This is a genomic window from Acidobacteriota bacterium (assembly GCA_040754075.1).
Classification (GTDB): Bacteria; Acidobacteriota; Blastocatellia; order UBA7656; family UBA7656; genus JBFMDH01.
In genome coordinates this window covers 127,685-145,581 of the sequence record JBFMDH010000006.1, presented here as the reverse complement: position 1 = coordinate 145,581, position 17,897 = coordinate 127,685, and the positions used below count along the sequence as shown (strand labels likewise).

Sequence of the window (17,897 nt, the reverse complement as noted above, 5' to 3'; positions counted from 1 at the left end):
CCGTTTGGGTATCAGCAATCGCACAAATCATCGCTTGTCCTCTGCAAAAGATGCCCACATTTCGTGCTGAACTTCATCAATCTCTTCTGTGGAAGGAGCCGCGCCCAAATCCGCAAGCAAGCCCCGCATACGAACCTGGCGTTCAGGCAATTCGGGCTTTTCCACGTGTTCAAGGAATTTTTCGATAGCCGGAGCCAGACGCGCAATTAAACGCGCTTGGTCAACAGGTGGAAGTTGTTGTGCCATTGCCAATGCCTGTTCAAATGTTGAGTCGTCGACGCTCATAAGCTCCCCTTTGATTTAAATGATTCGCGCAATTATATCGTATTCGTGGGCTTCGGTGATTTCAACGGTGACGAAATCGCCGGCGCGAATGTCCGCCTCTTCGGGTATATCGTTGATTAATACGCAGCCGTCAATTTCCGGCGCTTGCGATTGCATGCGACCTTCAAGCAGTAAATCGCTCTCTTTCGATTTGCCTTCAAGCAGGACTTGCACGCGCTTGCCAACTAAAGCTTTGTTCTTGCGTTTGGAAATTTTCGCCTGCGCTTTCATTAAAATCTTTTCGCGCTTTTTTGCCACTGAATGCGGCACTTTGTTGTCGATTTCAAACGCCGGAGAGTTCTCTTCATCCGAATAGGTGAAAACGCCGACGCGGTCAAATTGCATGGCGTTGACGAATTCGACGAGTTCCTGAAAATCCGCGTCAGTCTCGCCGGGAAAGCCGACAATGAAGGTGGTGCGCAGCGCCACCCCCGGCACCCGTTCGCGGATGCGTTTGAATAATCGTTCATAAGACTGGCGATTGCCGCCGCGCCGCATCAACTTCAATACATTGCTGCTCGCGTGTTGCAAAGGGATGTCGAAATATTTGCAGACGTTTGGATGTTCAGCCATCACCCGCAATAGTTCATCGCTGATGGCAGTCGGGTAACAATATAAAAACCTCACCCACTCGATGCCTTCGACATTGGCGATGGATTCAACCAGTTGCGCCAAGCCGTCTTTTAAAGCCAGGTCGCTTCCGTATGCGGTGGTGTCCTGCGAAATCAAAACGATTTCTTTGACGCCTTGCGCCGCGAGAATTTCAACTTCGCGCAAAATGGATTCCGGCGACCGGCTGCGAAATACGCCGCGCAGTTTCGGAATAATGCAAAAGGCGCAGGTGTGGTCGCAGCCTTCGGCAATCTTCACATACGAACTGTAAGGCGCGGTGGCGCGAAGTCTGGGGGTGGTTTCGTCGTAAAGAAAAAGTTCAGGCGCGGTGCGCCCTTCGCTGTAAATCGGCAACGGTTTTGCGCCATTCGGTTTGACGATTGAGGTGATTTCCGTCAGTTGATTGACGCCAATCAATGCATCAATTTCGGGAATCTCTTTTTGCAACTCTTCGTGATAGCGTTCGACCAGACAGCCCGCGACGATGAGTTGCTGGGCTTTGCCGGATTTTTTGAATTCCGCCATTTCCAGAATCGTTTCAACCGATTCCTGTCGCGCCGAATCAATAAACCCGCAGGTATTGACCACCAACACATCGGCGTCCTGTTGATTGTGGGTGAGTTCATAGCCTTGCTGTGCGAGCAGCCCCATCATCACTTCGCTGTCAACGAGATTTTTGGGACAACCGAGACTGACCATGCCGATTTTTTTCTTTTGCGTCATGAAACTTCCTTTATAGGTAAAGACACTTTTCCGCTTTCGCGCGCGTTGCCAAGACTAAGGTTTGCGGTCAGAGACCGCTTCCTCAACAGCTTGTGACCATCGCAAACGGCTTTAGTTGCGAATCAACGATGATACACCGATTTTACAGGGTTTTTCTAGGAAGTCTCACGCACCCTCTTTGAAGAGAAAATTGTCGCTGTGATAAGATGACAAAACCGTTGAAGCGTTGGGGAGTTGAAGGAGAAGTTTTATATGTCTCGTTTGCTCAACCGGTCATCTGTTTTAATCGTTGCTGCCGGTTTATTCATCTCTCTTAGTGCGCCTCTGCCTGCTCAAACTCAGAATAAGCCCAATCAATCTCTGCCACCCTCGCCGATGAGCGCTCCTGAACATTCGATAACCAGAGACAATGTGCCGGTGGATTACTTGAATAAGGCTCGCGCCGAGGCTGCTAAAGCCCAGGTTGAAGAAAATATCGAAAAACTTTCACAGGTGCCTCCCGAGATAAATGAAAAGCCGTTGACCGATGAGCAAAAAAAATATCTCGCGGGTTCCGCTGAAGACCGTTTGCAATACGCTCAATTCCTCAAACAATCCAACACCGGGTTGATTCGACTGTTACCCAAAGTCGATTACGAAACGTCGCTTACGGTATCGGCAACTGCGCCTGAGCAAGCAATGCCAATTCGCGGCGGCGGGGCGTTTTATTCTTTCGGCAAGAAGACCCATGTTTACGGCTTCTGGTCTGATTTAGGTTTGCAGGAAAATATTTTTCTCACCCAAGTCACCAGATTATCGCTGGGACTTTTCACAGCCCTCGGTGATGTGGCGCTTGAAAGCGTTACCTTACAAACATCGGGCGTCGAGTATTTGCATAAACTAAACGTTCCCACACGCTATTCCGAAGCTTCAGCCGAAGCCAAACGCTATGCCGCAGGTTTTAAAGAAGGCAACTTCAGTTACCGGTCAGGGATTCGCGTTGTGCCCGGCATTACTTATGTATTGCGCTCTATAACCTACAAACGCCCGGACTTCATCCGATTTATTCCGGGAACCACCATCACCATCAGTCCATTCAACCCTTATCAGGGAGCCGACATCATCGTCGCTTTCCGGGTCATTCGTCAGGAAGAGAGCGGCGCAGTGACCATCCTCTGGAAACGCCTGAAAAAATCTTCTGCACCGGAAATGAAAAGAGATAAGAAATAATAGTTAATCCAGGTTGCGGGTTCGTTGAACTAGCGGAGATTAGCCAGCGGTGCAACTGCCGGAATGTGAAGCCTGAGATTTTTGCGCCCCTTCAGTGCCAATGCCATTAAGTTAAGGAGAATTACTTACCGGGAGCGCGGACGTCCACGTCCGCGCTCCCAGTCTTAACTTAATGGCATTGCCCTTCAGGGCGCGCGAGCTTTAACTGGCTCATTGACCTGTGGCTGCACCACAGGTTAATTTCCTTTGCCCCTTTGGAGCAATGTCGTTTTGTGAGCAACTGGCAACTTGGATTAGTTAATGATGCTGAATCAGGTTGCACAGCAACCGCTCCGTTTCAAACGGTTTGGTGGTCTTTAGACGGTCGGTCTGAGCCGATTGATTGAAACCTTATCGCGGTTTGATGTTTTCGCAATTGCCGCCGCGCACACGGTCTTCGATGCAACGCATGAGGTCGTCTTCCAAAACCCCCTTGGAGTTCAACTGCACCCATTCGTTACCGGTGAAGCTATCGACCATACCTTCAAATTTACAATGGACGCTGACCTGCGATTGTCTGGGCGATGCCGGAGCGATTTGAATGCGTAACACATAACGCCCCCTTGACCAGTTCTGCACATTGGCGGCTGGCACGTCGCAATAATGTTCCAACTGGCTACGGGTGGTGGTGCCTTTGATGAAGATGACGGGTTTGCTGATTATGGTGCATTCGCCGGTCAATTGATTGCAATCTTCTTTATCGAGCGGTATCTCGCGCGCCTCAAACATCTGTTTGGTCGAAGTTATGATTTCGTCACGCGGCGCTCCCATCATATAAGGATTGGGCAGGCGTTGTTCGGATTTCGGTCTTTGCAGTTGGATTTGCGCCTGAATCGTGAATGCGATAGAAAACAGAATAAATGCTGCGCACACCATTTGAATCAGTCGTAAAGTGCTTCTGAGATGCTTCATCAATGAACCTTCCTCTTCAATATGAATTCGCTATAAACGACAGCACGGGGATTTCATGCCCTGATGATTAGTAATCAAAAGAATACCTGACAAAAGCTTTTCTTAAAAGTTATAATGACCCAATCAAAATTTGACAGCGTTCTCCCTGTGTCCCCTTTGATTTGATAGTTTATGGCACATTCAATTTCGCAAAAAATAAATAAAACACTGCTGATTTTTGTCTTCATGATATTCGCCTGCGCCGCTCTGGTCGGCGTCAATGCCAGTTCAGTGCCGCCAGGCAAAGCATCACCCGATTCGCAAGCGATTTTATTTCGGCGCGGCGCAATCGACACCCGCGCCCAGGCGCATCTCGACACGTCACGTGAAGACCGACTCGCGCTGCAAAAAAATATCGCTACACAGGGCTTCGCAGCGCGAAAACAATTGCGCATCGTGCAATTTGTAGATGCGATTCGTCCCGACTGGTTTCAACAACTCAAAGCCACCGGCGCAGAAATTATCGCTTATATTCCGCACAACGCTTATCTGATTCGCGGTGATGAAATGGAAATGGCGCGAGTCGCTGAACTCGATGCGCAAGAGGCTGCCGACGATGCGCGACCGCTTCGCTGGATGAGCCGCCTGCAACCGCTACAGAAAATCGCCCCGGAACTCGACGCGAGTTTACAGGGTAATGCCAGTAATGATGCCCGCGTCACTATCGAACTCATCGCCGCGCCGGAAGCTCAAGACGACCTCGAATACATCCAAGCCATCGCGAAAAATGTGGACGCCCTAACAACCCCGCAAAAATTTTTACACTATCAAATTATTTCAGCGATTGTTCCAGCAGGTGAACTGGTAAAGATTGCCGCGCTTGATGAAGTGGTGTTTGTTGAGCCTGCCGCCAGTTTCACTTTGCACGATGAACGGAGTCTGCAAATCATCGCCGCAAATTTAAATGAGGGGCGCACGGAACCGACAACGGCAGGCTATTTAAATTGGCTTGCCGAAAAAGGGTTGAATACACAGGGCGATTTCATCATCGACGTAGCTGATTCGGGCGTAGACCGGGGTTCGCTGTTGCCGACCCTTTTGCATCCCGATTTTCTCGACGCGCAGAATCAAAGCCGCATCGTCTATGTGAAAAACTACACCGCGAACAGCGAAGACATCAGAGGACATGGCACACTGGTCGCCTCGATTATCTGCGGCAACGGGGCTGATGGTATGCAAGACGACGCAGGCTATTTGTATGGTTTGGGGGTTGACCCGCAAAGCCGCATCGGTTCTTCGCGCATCTTTACGGATAACGGATTGCAACCGGCAAATTTGAATTTCACTAATGTGATTTCCGCTGCTTATGCAGCCGGGGCGCGCATCTCGAATAACAGTTGGGGCACGAGTTTAAACGCTTATGACATCATTTCTCAACAATACGATGCGCTGGCGCGTGACGCGCAACCTGCGGTTTCAGGAAATCAGGAAATGCTGTTTGTGTTCTCGGCAGGTAATGACGGAGCCGGTGGTCGCGTTAGTTCACCCGGCGCTGCAAAAAATGTTTTGTCGGTTGCCGCAAGTGAAAATTACCGACCCACGGGATTGGATTCATGCAATAACGACGGGCTTGGCGGCATCGGTCCCGATGGCGCGGACAGTGCGCAGGATATTCTGCGTTTTTCATCCGGGGGACCAACCGCTGATGGTCGCGCCAAACCTGACCTTGCTGCACCCGGCACCCACGTTCACGGCGCGGCTTCGCAATCACAAAACTTTTTCGGGTTGGGGCTTTGTCCGGGCGTGCCGATTTTTCAACCTGCCGGGCAACAACTCTACACCTGGTCTTCGGGAACATCGCTTGCCGCGCCGCACGTCACCGGAGCCGCCGGGTTGCTGAGAAAATATTTTGCGCAGAACAACCTGCTCGGCAACAACCATGCGCCGTCGCCGGCGATGACCAAAGCTTTTCTCATCAATGCCGCTTCGTATATGAACGGCGAAAATGCTGGAGGCAATTTACCGCAAGCGCGACAGGGCTGGGGGCTTTTGAATCTGGCGCAAACCTTCGATGCGACCACGCGCAAACTCATTGATCAAACGGAACGCTTTACGGCAAGCGGACAGGTTTATGAATTGCGCGGCTCGCTTGCTGACCGCACCAAACCTTTGCGCTTGACCCTTGCGTGGACGGATGCGCCGGGCGCGCTTCTCGGTGCGGTACTGGTTAATGATTTGGACTTGGAAGTGAAGGTTGGCGATGCGACCATTTATCGCGGCAATAATTTTTCCGAAGCCTTTTCAATTGCCGATGGCGAAGCCGACCATTTGAATAATGTTGAAAGCGTTTTCATCAAACCTGAACTGATACCGGAAGGCGTAGCAGGCAATTTCACGATTACAATTCGCGCTGCCAATATCGCAGGCAATGGCGTACCGGGAAACGATAGTGAATTGGATCAGGATTTTGCGCTGGTGGTTTACAACATCGCCGACCCTGTCCCTGATGTGCCGCCGCCGCCGAAAAAACCTGTGATTGCGAATGTAACCTATGTCAAAAAACTGCTGACCATCACGGGACAGGATTTCACTGCTGCCGCGCAAGTTGAAATCAATGGGAAAATCATTGAAATGCCTTTTGTTTTCGATGCCGCGACCAATTCGCTGAGCATTCGCCTGAAAGCCAAGAAACTCAAACTGATTTCCGACACCGATAATCAAATCGTTGTGATTGAAAATAATCAACGTTCACAACCCTTCACGATTCGCGTTTAACCACGACTTAAAGTCTGAACCAATCTGCCGGTGCGCCGTTTAAACGCTTATCAGTAACTTCAACCCAAAAGAGGAGAGAATATATGCGGCGCATCATCTTCATTTCAACTGCTGGATTAATTTTGATATTTGTCATCGGCGTGACCGCCAACACAGTTTTCCAAAAGAGCAAAGACGCGGCGGCATCCACAGAAGCGGTTGCCGCAGAGCAATGGGAATATTTAGTCGTTCAAGGCGGCACCACCAACCTTTCATCTTCGACCAGCGCAACCATGCGCAAAGAAAATATTGGCGCTTTTCGTGAAGCGTTCCCACTGGAATCAAACCTGGATAAGTTAGGCGAGAAGGGTTGGGAATTGGTAACCGTCTATGGCTCACAAGGCGATCCGGTCTATTTTTTCAAACGCAGAAAATGACTACAGCGGTTTGCCAAACCATTCTAAGGTTGAGCAAACGGTCTTTGACCACGATTGCTAAACCGAGATACAAGAGGTTGGTTCACTCGATGTTGAAAAAATGCCGATAAACCGGGCTTATTCTTAATGTGTCGTGTACCAATCTTCTGCATTCCGGTTTAGATGAAGGTTGTTGAGAGAGCGGTCTCTGACCGCGATTTCCCAACGACGCGGTCAAAGATTGCTGTCTCAACAAAGTCAAAGTAAAGCCAGTCGCAAATTCCTCTAACTTTGCGAAGCCAGTGCGGCGACTAATCGCGGCGCTTGATTGGGGAGTTCTTTTGAGAGCAACTCCTGCACTTCATCGGCGGATGCGAGTTTCAAGGCTTTGGTCATCAACTCGCGCACACTGGAGCAATCGATGGTCGCGAGCGCATTTTTGATCAGCGGAATCGAGGTCGGCACCATGCTCAGGGTGCGCACGCCAAGCCCAACCAAAGCAATCGCCTGCACAGGGTCTGATGCCATCTCGCCGCAAACTTCCAGGGGTTTATTTTCCGCTTCGGCAACCCGCACCAGATGCGCCAGTGTCCTCAGCACTGCCGGATGAAACGGTTGATAAAGATGCGCAACGCTTTCATTGGCGCGGTCAACCGCCAGGATATACTGAATCAAATCATTCGTCCCTACGCATAAATAATCGGATTCGTGGGCAAACAAATCCGCCATCATCGCGGCAGCGGGTACTTCAATCATTACCCCGAGTTTGGTGTTGGGATTATATTTGACGCGCTCGTTTTTGAGGTCGCGCTTGACCTCTTCAATAATTTTTTTGGCTTCTCTCAGTTCATTGATGGTCGTGACCAGCGGCAAAATGACTCGCAAATTGCCCTGCATATTGGCGCGAAAAATGGCGCGCAACTGGGTTTTGAAAATTTCCTGCACCCTGAGCGATAGACGAATCGCCCGCATACCGAGCGCCGGGTTGGCTTCGCCTTCAAACCCTTGCAGTGAAAGTTTATCGCCGCCCAAATCAAAAATGCGAATGCTTGCGCCCGCGTCGCCTGCCGATTCGGCAAGCCAGGAATAGAGCAGACATTGCTCTTCTTCATCGGGCAAATTCGGCAAACGATTTAAAAACATGAATTCCGAACGATAAAGCCCGATGCCCTCTGCGCCAAATAACGGCAGCGAAACAATCTCATTCGGGAGTTCAAGATTGGCGCGCAATTTAATGCGAACCCCATCAATGGTCATCGTCGGTTCGGCGACTCTGGTTGCCGAATTAGTGGGGCGTTTCGCTTCGTGCTCGCTCTTTTCGAGATAATCGCGAATCAACGGTTTGGTCGGACGCAGGATGACTTCGCCTGCGGTTCCATCAATCACCATTGCGTCGCCGGTTTTGATTTTCAGGGTGATGTCATGCAGACCGACGACCGCCGGAATATTTAAAGCTCTGGCGATAATTGCCGAATGCGAAGTGAGTCCGCCGGAATTTGTGGCAAAGCCAAGCACATTATTGAAATTGAGTTCAGCAACCGTCGAAGGCAATATGTCTTCGGCTACGAGGACAACCTTTTCATTCAATTCCTCCGGGTTGAATTTGGTGTGACCCGACAAGATGTTAATGAGGCGCGCGGCAACATCTTCCAAATCGGTCGAGCGTTCGCGAAGATAGGAATCCTGCACCTGTTTATAGGCGCTGACGATGCGGTCGGTTACGGCGCGCACCGCCCATTCGGCATTGATTTTTCGGGCGCGGATTTCCTGTTTGAGTTCCGCTTGAAAGCGTTCATCTTCGAGCATCATCAAATGCGAATCAAGAATGTAAGAATGTTCGATGCCGAGTTCGCGCACCAGTTTTGAGCGTATCTCTTCGAGTTGCGCGCGCGCTTCCGTGATGGCATCGCGCAGGCGGCGGACTTCGCTGCGCACCTGATTGCTCGATACCACCACATAAAAAATTTGCTGGCGGCCTTTTTCATCAAGACGCAGAGCGCGACCCACGGCAATTCCCGAACTTGCCGCAAGTCCCTGCATTCTGACATCTCGTTGAGTGGGTTTTTTGATAGGGGAAGATTCGTTAGAAAAGTCCATCCGACACCTCTTCGCCGAAACGGTCTTCAACTATTTTTACCAGCGCGTCGGCAGCGCGTTCTTCATCTGCGCCATCGGTTTGAATGATAAGCGTCGTGCCGTTTGATGCGGCTAACATCAACACATCGAGAATGGATTTGCCATTGGCGATTTCTTCTTTGTCATCGCGTTGTAGTTGAACTTTACTGGTAAATTGCGCAGCACATTGTACAAACCTTGCGGCAGCTCTGGCGTGCAGTCCCAAACGATTTTTGATTTTTACAGTGCGCTCTTGCATCAGTAGGCAGAAAGCAGCAGGCAGCAGGCAGTTATAAAATTTCTTCCTTGAATTACTTTTCCAATTTCCTCGCCAAAGAGAGTATAAACCTTAAACGAAAAGACTGCCTACTGCTTTCTGCCTACTGTCTGCTAATTCATGGTTCGCGGGTCGGCGGCGTCGCGTAGCCCGTCGCCTAAAAAATTCCAAGCCATTACTGCAATGAAGATGCAAACGCCCGGCAATAAAACCCAGGGGAAATCCTGTAGGAAACGAATGTCGTTGGCGTCTTTTAACATATTGCCCCAACTGGCTTCGGGTTCCTGAATGCCGACGCCCAGAAACGACAGGGCGACTTCGCTTAAAATATAAAACGGCACCGAAAGCGTCGCCGTGACGATCACAAACGAAAAAGTGTTCGGCAGAATGTGACGAATGATGATGCGCATATTGCTAAGTCCCAAAGCCCGCGCTGCCGTCACATAATCCTGCTCTTTAATGGATAAGACCATGCCGCGAATCACCCGCGCTTCGGTTGCCCAGCCGATGAATGCCAGAATAATCACGATGACCAGATAGATTTGCGTTGAACTGAAAGCGGTGCCGAAAGTTTGCCGCAAAATCAGAATGAAATAGAGACTCGGAAGCGCAAGCAGAACTTCGACGCCGCGCATCAACAGGAAATCAATCGCGCCGCCGAAATATCCGGCAATGCCGCCAATCAACATGCCAATAATAGTTGAGATGACGATGCCGACAATGCCGATGGATAAAGAAATCTGCGCCCCGTAAAGCAACCTTGAGAGCATATCCTGTCCGAGTTTGTCTGACCCGAATAAAAAGATGCGTCCCGGTTCATCAACCCCGAATAGATGAATGTTGGCGCGAATCATCCATAAAATGTGATAGCTATCGCCGCGCACCAAAAAGCGTATCGGATATTTTTTGGTGGTGTCTTCGCGATAGGTTTTCAGTTGCAGGTCTTCGGGAATGATGCTGTAAACAAACGGTCTTTGAAACTTGCCTTGCTCGTCGAAAAAGTGAATGCGGGTTAGCATCGGCGCGTGAAAAGGCAAATCGTGGTCGGCGGTGTCATATTTATAAGGCGCGAAAAAACCGGCAAAAATCGCTAAAAAATAAAATACGGTCAGAAGATAAAATCCTGTCATCGCCAACCGGTTGCGCCTCAGTTTCATTAAGATGATTTGCGACGGTGAGCGACTGATGACACGCGAGGCGCTTTCGCCTGCATCAACCAGTTGTGTTGACGATTCGGCGAGTTTGATTTCTTCCAATATATTCGGGTCGCTCATAATTTGCTTTCACCGGAGCAGTTTGTGAGTAGTTACGGGTCGCGGTCAGAGACCGCTCCTTCAACATCCTTTCAGTAATTCAAATTCAATTCCTTTCTGCTCTTATTCCAGCCGGATGCGCGGGTCAATCAGAGCAAGTAAAATGTCTGCGACGAGATTGCCGATGACGAGCATAATCGTCAGCATGGTGACTGCCGCCATCACCACCGGCTCATCTTTTTTAATCAGGGCGTCATAAATCAAAGTGCCAAGTCCGGGCCAACTGAAAACATACTCGGTAAGCAAAGCGCCCGAAAACAGATACGCCAGCGAAAAACCAAACAGCGTAATCAACGGATTGATGGCATTGCCGAGCGCGTGGCGAAAGATGATGCGCCGCCGGCTGAGTCCTTTGGCTTTTGCCGTGCGAATGAAATCCTGCGACAAGGTTTCAATCATTTCGCTGCGCATCTGACGCATATACTGCGCAACACCAATCGTGCCCAGCACCATGCAGGGCAAGACCATATGCCAGAGGGTATCCAGGATTCTTTCTCCCGCGCTCATATAATCCCAGTTGACCTGGTCGTGAATGCCGCCAACCGGAAAGAGTTTGGTTTTTGCCGCAAACAGCAAGGCAAGCAGAGAGAAAAAGACGCTCGGAATTGACAGACCGAAATAGGAAATGAACCCCGACAATTTATCTATCCAGCGATTGCGATAGACACCCGCGAGCACCCCGAAAGGAATCGCCAGAAGCCAGGAAAAAATCAATGCCGAACCTGTAAGCAACAAAGTATTGAGTACCCGCTCACCGATTAACGAAGTGACTGGCACGCGCGAAGCGTAGGAAAATCCCAAGTCACCTTTGAGCGCAGGCATCAACCAGTACCAGTAACGTTCAAAAATATTCTGACTGTCGAGATGATAGATTTGCTCCATGCGGCGGATGTAATCGGGCGAGATGGTGGGATTGAGCCTGAGTTCATCGAAAAAATTTCCCGGCGACAACACCAGCATCGCACTAGTGATGAAGGTGACGACGATGATTAACGGGATAGCTGCAAGCAGCCTTCGCAGAATAAAGGTTTTCATTAGCCAATAGTCGGTAGCCGGTAGTCGGTGGTCAGTAGTCGGTAGCCGGTGGTCAGTAGCCGGAATTTAAAACATGAATATTACAGTGAATCATTCAATGATTACTTTTCAAATCAAACACCGGCTACCGACTACTGACCGCCGACTACTTCTTGATGTAAAGCTCTTCGCTGTTCCAGGAGAATTTCGGGTCTAAAGGACTCGGTAGCACATTGCCGAATTTGTTTTTATAAGCGATGCCGACTTTTTCGGCAACCGTGTTGATTTCCGCCATCTGTTCTGACCAGATGCGCTGGGCTTCGGCAAACAGTCGTTTGCGTTCAGTCTGGTCGGCGGTTTCGTCAATCTTTTCTATCAACTCATCAATACGCGCTTCCCATTCGGTTGATGGCGATTTCTGCAAAGGGAAAAACGAGTGATTTTGCGCCGATGATAAAAGCGTATTTTTGACATTTGGCGGACCCGGCGGCACGCCCGTACTCCAACCGAGAACAATCGCATCGAACATGAAGGTTGAACTGAGGGCTTCGCGAATCACTTTCATATCCGATGGATTGGAAATGGCTTTGATGCCGACATCCTGAAAATTTTTCACGATGAATGCCGCGGTGCTGACACGCTGTGAATTGCTGGCATTGGTGGTGATATTGATTCCAACTGTGTGCCCTTCGCCGTCTTCCAGAAAGCCATCGCCATTGGTGTCTTTGAGTCCGAGTTCCGCAAGCAGCTGTTTGGCGAGGTCTTTGTTATACGGGTATTTCATGATGTCGTCGGAATACCAGGTTTTATCGCCGGGCGTGATGATGGAATAAATCGGCACCGCGCGACCGGCAAACACCGTATTGGCTAAACCCTCGCGGTCAATCGCAAAGGAGAGCGCCTGACGGAATTTTTGATTGCGATAGAGTTTGAGTTTCCAGGCTTCAACATAAGGTTTGCCGGTTTTCGGATTAGTGCCGGTGTTTTGATTCAAGGTAATCCAGTTGGGATTGAGCGAAATGCCGATGTCTTCGACTTTGACTTCGGGGCTTTCCATCTTTTGAACCAGAGTGAATTCCGCGGCGCGCACTCTATCCATGACATCGATTTCACCGGCTTGGAATTTCGCGGTGAGGGCATTGAAATCTTTGGCAATCACGAAAATGATGCGGTCAAGATATGGAAGGCGCTGTCCCTGTTTATCGACTTTCCAGAAATAAGGGTTGCGTTCGAGGACGACACGTTGACCGGAGGTATATTCTTTAATGCGGAAAGGTCCAAGACCGACGACATCTTTCGGGTCATCGCTGATTTTCATGGCGTCATTGAATTTGCCTTCGCGCCAGGCTTGCTCCCATTTGTGTTTGGGAATTAACCAGAGGTTGAAAATCGAATCGAGAAATGCGCCGTTGGATTTCGTGAGTTTAAAACGCACCGTGTGGTCATCAATCTTCTGCAATTCGGGATAGGTCGCTTTGCCGCTGGCGTCTTTGCCTTCGGTGAAAATATCGCGAATCGGGGTTTGCACGCGCTCATCTTTAATCACCTCATAGGTGAATAAAACATCATCGGCGGTAAACGGTTGACCGTCAGACCAGCGCACCCCTTTTCTGATATAGAATGTCCACTCTTTGGCATCGGGCGAGGCTTCGTATTTTGTGCAGACGCCCGGGTCATAATCCGGCGGATTCGCGCCATTGCGATAATCGACCAGACAGCGAAAGACGTGATACCAGAGCACGAAAGTCGAAGGCACATCATCGGCGGTGACGATGTTGAATTTTTGCATATCATCGGGCGAAGCCATCACCAGTTGTCCGCCGTAGGTGCCCGTTTCGCCTGGAAATTGATAAGCTTCTTGCGGCGTTTCACCCTCGAAGGGAGGATTGGGCGCGTTCGTGCTTTTAGGTGGTTTTGGACTACAGGACGCACAAGATGCAGCAAATATCAGTAGAGCGATGAGAATTGTATAGAGCGATTTTTTCATGAACTCCCTCCGAGAGAACTTATCAGTATATCGGGGACGCATTAATTGAGGCTTGCGCGAATGCATAAAGAAATATCATGGCTTGGATTGCATAAACAAGCGATGAAACGACAAACCGGAGGGGCAGCCGCTGATGAGGGAAAATCAATAGAATCAGGATACAGGATTCAGGATTCAGGGAAAGGAAAGTATGAAGTAGGAACGATGAACGATGAACAAAAAGAATTTCACCTTGTTCATCGTTTAACATTCCGCCTTCATCGTTTCTTCTGCCTGTATCCTAAATTCTTTTACCAGTGTTCGCGAATCATTTTTGGAAAGACTTTGAATACGCTAAAGCCTCTGCCCGTCAATCCTAAAAGAACCAAGATGCCCGCCCACACGAAATAGAGGATGGTGATGGTTTCTTTACCGATGCGCGCCAGATTTTCTATAGCGGTGGCGCTCACGGAAAGCAGCCCGCCAACCTGCACGGCAAAAGCATTATGTTCAACGCCCGGATCGAGGGGTTTTTCAAAACCCGATAAAACAAATTGTATGAGCCACAGCAAAAATAGCAAAAGGGCTTCCCACCATGAAAATCGCATATTGGAAAGCAGCAATGCGCCAAGCAACGATTGCCCGATGGTCATTATAATTTCAACTCTTTGATGATGGTCGAAAATAATGGTGCCGTTTTGTCCGAGCGCCCACACATAAGCGATGGGAATCATTGCCACCAGCATCGTCCATTGATTGATGTTGGAACTGACCATATTCATCACCGCCATCGGCGCTGTAGAGACTCTGCGCGCCCAGTTGAAGGCGGAAACCTTTTCGGGAAATTCCGATAGAAACGGCGCAACCCATTGCACGAATACGAAGGTTGAAATGCCTAAACCGAGGGCGATGGATTTCAGGCTTTCGAGAAACGGATGTGCCGCGAAATAGAGAATCAAGCCGCCGCCAATGAAAAGTCCGGTAATGAGCAAATTTCGGGTCAGCCGTTTTTGCGCGATGATATAACGCGGCACGCGGTCAAGGTCTTCGACGCTCTCTTCGCTTTGCGGTGGAATTTTATTTAAAAAGAAAAGATAGATACCATAGATGATTGTCAAAATCGCTGAATCGATTAAATTGAGCGTGCCTTTCCACCAGACGATGAAAAAGTAAAGGATGCAAACGAGTAAAAAAATCACCTCAACCGAATGTTCATCATCGAGTTCAATACCGTCCAGTTTATTGCCATCGCCTTTGCGTTTAAAGAATGATGCCGTGGCGTAGATCATCGGCCAACCGAGTCCGACCAGCAGTCTTAAACTGCCGGTAAAATTTGCGGTCATCAGCGCCGTCGCGTGCGCTGCTTCCTGCGAATCGGGACTGGCTAGAACGGTTTTACCGGCTTGCCAGGCAATCACCGCTTCGACGGCAAATTCCGGCAAGGTTTGCAACCACGCGAGAATGGCAAGCGCAAGCCCCTGAGAGATGAAAAATTGCGCGGCTTCGGCTGCCCAGGCGATTAAAACCGCAGACCCCAGCACCGATGGAAACGTCCACAGCGCCGACACCGCACCCTGCGCAAAAGCGACGGTTTTAGTAATCGGTTTTACGAGAAATTTAAAAAGCGTAAACGTTGACATGTTGATTTGAGGGTTATGACTCCATTATTAGAATTCACCGGTTAAATGGTTGCTGAAGAAGACTGAGACAAAACAACACTGAGGCTTATACCACACGATTTAGGCGGTTCACAAGCATTCACGCAGATGTCGAAGTTGTGTTATAGTGTCGCCACTTTTTGATGATAAACAAGCGAGGCAATCCCGATGAGCGATGACCGGCTGAAAGCTTTTGCGAATGAAAATTATCTGAATCTGATGACCTTTAAAAAAGATGGCACAGGGGTTCCGACGCCTGTGTGGTTTGCCGAACGCCAGGGCACGATTTACGTTTATACTTTAGCCGAGTCGTGGAAAGTCAAACGGGTGCGCCATAACCCGAAAGTTCGCCTTGCGCCTTGCGATATGCGCGGCAACTTGAAAGGCGAATGGCTTGATGCCGAGGCGCGAATCGTCACGGGCGATGAAGAACAACTCGGTCATCAACTGCTTGATAAAAAATATGGCTGGATGAAAAAAATCGGCAATCTGTTCAGTCGCCTGCGCAAACGCCAGCGCACAGTGATGGCGATCAATCTGGTTTAAAAATTTCAAAGTGGGTACTGAATTTATGAAACCTTGTCTAAAAAATATTGTCGTCCTGATTTTTTACTTTCTCATTGCTTCGCCATTTGTTTTCGCGCAAATGCCGGAAGCCAAAATGCAAATGCTGGATTCGCCTGCCGCCACAAATTCCGCCGAACCGAATCTGTTTGCGGCGCGTGACGGGCGCATCTATTTAAGCTGGATTGAAAAACTCGCCGACAGCCGCCATGCATTGAAGTTTTCCATTTATGAAAAGAACCAATGGACGATGGGGCAAACCATTGCTGAAGGCGCAAACTGGTTCGTCAACTGGGCGGATTTTCCTTCGCTGGTGGCGCTCGATGACGGTACGCTTGTCGCTCACTGGCTGGTTAAAAGCAGCAAAGATACCTTTGCCTATGATGTCAATATCGCGCGTTCAAGCGACGGTGGCAAAAGCTGGAGCAAACCGTTTACCCCGCATAAAGACGCCACCGCAACCGAACATGGATTTGTTTCCTTGTTACCGCTTTCCGAAAGTCGCGCCGCAGCCATCTGGCTGGACGGGCGCAAATTCAAAAGTGACGGGCACGGGCACGACGCGCATACAGCTTCAATGAATGAAATGACCTTGCGTTATGCGACGATTGGGCGGGACGGCAAACTATCGGATGAGAGCGAGATTGACGGACGCGCCTGCGAGTGTTGTCAGACCTCTGCGGCAGTGACTTCAGAAGGTTTGATTGTCGCCTATCGTGACCGGTCAAACGATGAGGTGCGCGATATTTCGATAGCGCGTTTCGTCAAAGGCAAATGGACACAGCCGAAAAGCGTTTACGCCGACAACTGGAAAATCAACGGTTGCCCGGTCAACGGTCCTTCGATTACGGCATCAGGCAAACGGGTTGCGGTCGCGTGGTTCACCGGCGTAAATGAGCAGGGGCGCGTAAAACTTGCATTTTCCGATGACGCAGGGGCGACCTTCAAAGCGCCGGTTCAGGTTGATGACGGCAGACCCGCAGGTCGTGTCGAAGTGGTTTTGCTTGCGGATGGCTCGGCATTTGTGGTGTGGCTGGAGAATACCGAAAAGCAAACCGAGATTCGCGCCAAACGCATCGAGCCAGGCGGCAAGACGAGCGCAAGCATTATCGTGAGCGCCACGAGCGGCGCGCGCGCGAGCGGCTTTCCACAAATCGCCGCGCTTAAAGATGAGATTATTTTTGCGTGGACTGACCCAACGCAACCGGCGCGTGTTCGCACTGCGATATTAAAAGTATCTACAGCGAAGTAAAAATGGGGGATTTGATATTTTTAAAACTTGGTGAGGCTATAGCACTTGGCAATTTATGTGTTCAGTCTATTGAGGAAGCGGTCTTTGACCGCGATTTACAGGATAACGCGGTCAAAGACCGCTTCCTCAGTTAGTGTGTTGACCGCTATAAAGATGCTCACTGCGCTTGTTTGGAAATCAGGTTGGAATAGATTACCCATTTGCCGCTGACGTTGCCGCCTACGAGTGTATAGACATCAACGCCGCCCGCTTCATTGGGCATCTTCCAGTTGCGAAACAAACTGCTTGGCGGGATGTTGTCCATCTCGACGCGGCTGTTGGGCGATTCGTAAACCATTTTGGCAAACGCCGGGACATTGACGCCGCCAAGCGCCCCCGGCAACATCTGCGCGACGCTCTGTTTGGCTTTATCGACGGCTTCGGTCTGTTTCTTCTCTTTATCAACATAGACGCTCAACTCTTTTTGGGTTTTGCTGAGTTGCGCTTTCAAGGCGGCATTCTCGTCGCTCAGTTTTTTCTTCTCCGCTTCGCTTGCGGCATACAAGGCATAGTTGGTCGAAAGCCAGATGATGCTGCCAACGAGCGCGGCAGCGGTCAAAAGCAACAGCAAAAAAAGCCAGCGGCGTTTGACGGCTTCGGTTTGTTGAATGTGTTCTCTCAGGGTATCAACATCACTTTGGGTGTATGTCCAGCCGCCTCGTGGGGCGGGATTGCTATAGTTTTCTGTAGGCATAGGGCAACCTGCTTCTTGATTCAAACTGCACTGACCC

The 17,897-nt window shown here is 49.9% G+C and carries 15 protein-coding genes; 5 read left to right on the top strand and 10 right to left on the bottom strand.

What is annotated here, in order from left to right:
* Positions 1-27 precede the first annotated feature (27 nt).
* Together AB1757_08825 and rimO are read right to left on the bottom strand one after the other, a co-directional pair.
* Positions 28-285 (bottom strand): hypothetical protein, encoded by a 258-nt coding sequence (locus AB1757_08825; GenBank protein ID MEW6127129.1) that lies wholly within the window; start codon positions 283-285, stop codon positions 28-30.
* A gap of 15 nt (positions 286-300) precedes the next feature.
* Positions 301-1,659, bottom strand: a complete 1,359-nt coding sequence (gene rimO, locus AB1757_08820; protein ID MEW6127128.1) for a 30S ribosomal protein S12 methylthiotransferase RimO — start codon at positions 1,657-1,659, stop codon at positions 301-303.
* Between the two features lie 252 nt (positions 1,660-1,911).
* Here rimO and AB1757_08815 point away from each other — a divergent pair, with 252 nt between their 5' ends.
* Positions 1,912-2,868 carry a hypothetical protein gene (locus tag AB1757_08815; GenBank protein ID MEW6127127.1) on the top strand — a complete coding sequence of 319 codons (957 nt, stop codon included), beginning with the start codon at positions 1,912-1,914 and terminating at the stop codon, positions 2,866-2,868.
* Between the two features lie 390 nt (positions 2,869-3,258).
* Here AB1757_08815 and AB1757_08810 read toward each other — a convergent pair whose 3' ends face one another.
* The gene (locus AB1757_08810) at positions 3,259-3,819 is read right to left on the bottom strand and encodes a hypothetical protein (GenBank protein MEW6127126.1); all 561 of its coding nucleotides are present in this window, start codon (positions 3,817-3,819) and stop codon (positions 3,259-3,261) included.
* 171 nt (positions 3,820-3,990) lie between these two features.
* On the opposite strand from AB1757_08810, the gene AB1757_08805 reads away from it, so the two are divergent.
* Together AB1757_08805 and AB1757_08800 are read left to right on the top strand one after the other, a co-directional pair.
* Positions 3,991-6,573: a S8 family serine peptidase gene (locus AB1757_08805; GenBank protein ID MEW6127125.1), complete on the top strand. Its 2,583-nt coding sequence runs from the start codon at positions 3,991-3,993 to the stop codon at positions 6,571-6,573.
* Positions 6,574-6,656: 83 nt separating this feature from the next.
* Complete coding sequence (locus AB1757_08800) at positions 6,657-6,989, top strand: hypothetical protein (protein MEW6127124.1); 333 nt, start codon at positions 6,657-6,659, stop codon at positions 6,987-6,989.
* Between the two features lie 264 nt (positions 6,990-7,253).
* Here the strand turns inward: AB1757_08800 and ptsP are convergent, their stop codons facing one another.
* The 6 genes from ptsP to AB1757_08770 all read right to left on the bottom strand — a co-directional run bounded on the left by ptsP (position 7,254) and on the right by AB1757_08770 (position 15,293).
* Positions 7,254-9,065, bottom strand: coding sequence for a phosphoenolpyruvate--protein phosphotransferase (gene ptsP, locus AB1757_08795; GenBank protein MEW6127123.1), 1,812 nt, complete (start codon positions 9,063-9,065; stop codon positions 7,254-7,256).
* Positions 9,052-9,342: an HPr family phosphocarrier protein gene (locus tag AB1757_08790; GenBank protein MEW6127122.1), complete on the bottom strand. Its 291-nt coding sequence runs from the start codon at positions 9,340-9,342 to the stop codon at positions 9,052-9,054. The genes ptsP and AB1757_08790 overlap by 14 nt, the downstream gene beginning before the upstream one ends.
* Positions 9,343-9,473: 131 nt before the next feature.
* Positions 9,474-10,634 (bottom strand): ABC transporter permease, encoded by a 1,161-nt coding sequence (locus AB1757_08785; GenBank protein MEW6127121.1) that lies wholly within the window; start codon positions 10,632-10,634, stop codon positions 9,474-9,476.
* 102 nt (positions 10,635-10,736) lie between these two features.
* Positions 10,737-11,708 (bottom strand): ABC transporter permease, encoded by a 972-nt coding sequence (locus AB1757_08780; protein ID MEW6127120.1) that lies wholly within the window; start codon positions 11,706-11,708, stop codon positions 10,737-10,739.
* A gap of 145 nt (positions 11,709-11,853) precedes the next feature.
* Positions 11,854-13,674, bottom strand: a complete 1,821-nt coding sequence (locus AB1757_08775) for an ABC transporter substrate-binding protein (protein MEW6127119.1) — start codon at positions 13,672-13,674, stop codon at positions 11,854-11,856.
* Positions 13,675-13,964: 290 nt separating this feature from the next.
* Entirely contained in the window at positions 13,965-15,293 is a 1,329-nt protein-coding gene (locus tag AB1757_08770) for a hypothetical protein (protein MEW6127118.1), read from the bottom strand.
* A 186-nt stretch (positions 15,294-15,479) separates the two neighbouring features.
* Here AB1757_08770 and AB1757_08765 point away from each other — a divergent pair, with 186 nt between their 5' ends.
* Entirely contained in the window at positions 15,480-15,857 is a 378-nt protein-coding gene (locus AB1757_08765) for a PPOX class F420-dependent oxidoreductase (GenBank protein ID MEW6127117.1), read from the top strand.
* Positions 15,858-15,882: 25 nt separating this feature from the next.
* Positions 15,883-17,127, top strand: a complete 1,245-nt coding sequence (locus AB1757_08760) for a sialidase family protein (GenBank protein MEW6127116.1) — start codon at positions 15,883-15,885, stop codon at positions 17,125-17,127.
* A gap of 157 nt (positions 17,128-17,284) precedes the next feature.
* On the opposite strand, the gene AB1757_08755 is transcribed toward AB1757_08760, so the two are convergent.
* Positions 17,285-17,860 (bottom strand): hypothetical protein, encoded by a 576-nt coding sequence (locus AB1757_08755; GenBank protein MEW6127115.1) that lies wholly within the window; start codon positions 17,858-17,860, stop codon positions 17,285-17,287.
* Positions 17,861-17,897 lie beyond the last annotated feature (37 nt).

Coding starts and splice junctions, on each gene's coding strand:
- AB1757_08780 (MEW6127120.1), bottom strand. CDS start 11,708: ATGAAAACCTTTATTCTGCGAAGGCTGCTTGCAGCTATCCCGTTAATC.
- ptsP (MEW6127123.1), bottom strand. CDS start 9,065: ATGGACTTTTCTAACGAATCTTCCCCTATCAAAAAACCCACTCAACGA.
- AB1757_08760 (MEW6127116.1), top strand. CDS start 15,883: ATGAAACCTTGTCTAAAAAATATTGTCGTCCTGATTTTTTACTTTCTC.
- AB1757_08790 (MEW6127122.1), bottom strand. CDS start 9,342: ATGCAAGAGCGCACTGTAAAAATCAAAAATCGTTTGGGACTGCACGCC.
- AB1757_08765 (MEW6127117.1), top strand. CDS start 15,480: ATGAGCGATGACCGGCTGAAAGCTTTTGCGAATGAAAATTATCTGAAT.
- AB1757_08785 (MEW6127121.1), bottom strand. CDS start 10,634: ATGAGCGACCCGAATATATTGGAAGAAATCAAACTCGCCGAATCGTCA.
- rimO (MEW6127128.1), bottom strand. CDS start 1,659: ATGACGCAAAAGAAAAAAATCGGCATGGTCAGTCTCGGTTGTCCCAAA.
- AB1757_08805 (MEW6127125.1), top strand. CDS start 3,991: ATGGCACATTCAATTTCGCAAAAAATAAATAAAACACTGCTGATTTTT.
- AB1757_08755 (MEW6127115.1), bottom strand. CDS start 17,860: ATGCCTACAGAAAACTATAGCAATCCCGCCCCACGAGGCGGCTGGACA.
- AB1757_08810 (MEW6127126.1), bottom strand. CDS start 3,819: ATGAAGCATCTCAGAAGCACTTTACGACTGATTCAAATGGTGTGCGCA.
- AB1757_08775 (MEW6127119.1), bottom strand. CDS start 13,674: ATGAAAAAATCGCTCTATACAATTCTCATCGCTCTACTGATATTTGCT.
- AB1757_08800 (MEW6127124.1), top strand. CDS start 6,657: ATGCGGCGCATCATCTTCATTTCAACTGCTGGATTAATTTTGATATTT.
- AB1757_08815 (MEW6127127.1), top strand. CDS start 1,912: ATGTCTCGTTTGCTCAACCGGTCATCTGTTTTAATCGTTGCTGCCGGT.
- AB1757_08770 (MEW6127118.1), bottom strand. CDS start 15,293: ATGTCAACGTTTACGCTTTTTAAATTTCTCGTAAAACCGATTACTAAA.
- AB1757_08825 (MEW6127129.1), bottom strand. CDS start 285: ATGAGCGTCGACGACTCAACATTTGAACAGGCATTGGCAATGGCACAA.